The sequence below is a fragment of the Burkholderia sp. Ax-1724 genome, from assembly GCF_011752995.1.
GTDB lineage: Bacteria > Pseudomonadota > Gammaproteobacteria > Burkholderiales > Burkholderiaceae > Paraburkholderia.
Window position 1 is genome coordinate 1 of record NZ_VWWL01000061.1, and the last position, 768, is coordinate 768.

A 768-nucleotide genomic window follows, 5' to 3' on the forward strand; every position below is an offset into this window, starting at 1 on the left:
CCTGACCGCGCGCGTCTACGACGTGGCGCGCGAGACCGAACTCGAACATGCGCCGAACCTGTCGGCGCGGCTGCGCAATCCGGTCTATCTGAAACGCGAGGACAACCAGCCGGTGTTCTCGTTCAAGCTGCGCGGCGCGTACAACAAGATGGCGCATATTCCGGCCGAGGCGCTGCAACGCGGCGTGATTACCGCGTCGGCGGGCAATCATGCGCAGGGCGTGGCGTTGTCGGCGGCACGTATGGGCGTGAAGGCAATCATCGTGGTGCCGGTCACGACGCCGCAGCTCAAGGTCGACGCGATCCGCACGCATGGCGGACCGACCGTCGAGGTCGTGCAGTCCGGCGAGTCGTATAGCGATGCGTATGGTCACGCGGTCAAACTGCAGGAAGAGCGTGGCCTGACCTTTGTGCATCCGTTCGATGATCCGTATGTGATCGCGGGCCAGGGCACGGTGGCGATGGAAATCCTGAGCCAGCACCAGGGCCCGATCCACGCGATCTTCGTGCCGATCGGCGGCGGTGGGCTCGCGGCCGGTGTGGCGGCGTACGTGAAATCGGTGCGCCCCGAGATCAAGGTGATCGGCGTGCAGACCGACGATTCGTGTGCGATGGCGGCGTCGTTGAAAGCGGGCGAGCGCGTGACGCTGAACGAAGTGGGCCTGTTCTCCGATGGCACGGCGGTCAAGCTCGTCGGCGAGGAAACCTTCCGCCTGTGCAGCGAGTATCTCGACGAAGTGCTGCTCGTGAATACCGATGCACTGTGCGC

General features: G+C 64.8%; 1 protein-coding gene. It reads left to right on the forward strand.

The window, feature by feature from the left end:
- Position 1: 1 nt before the first annotated feature.
- A partial coding sequence (locus F3J19_RS32295) for a pyridoxal-phosphate dependent enzyme (protein WP_240159408.1) occupies positions 2-768 on the forward strand: 767 nt, incomplete at its 3' end.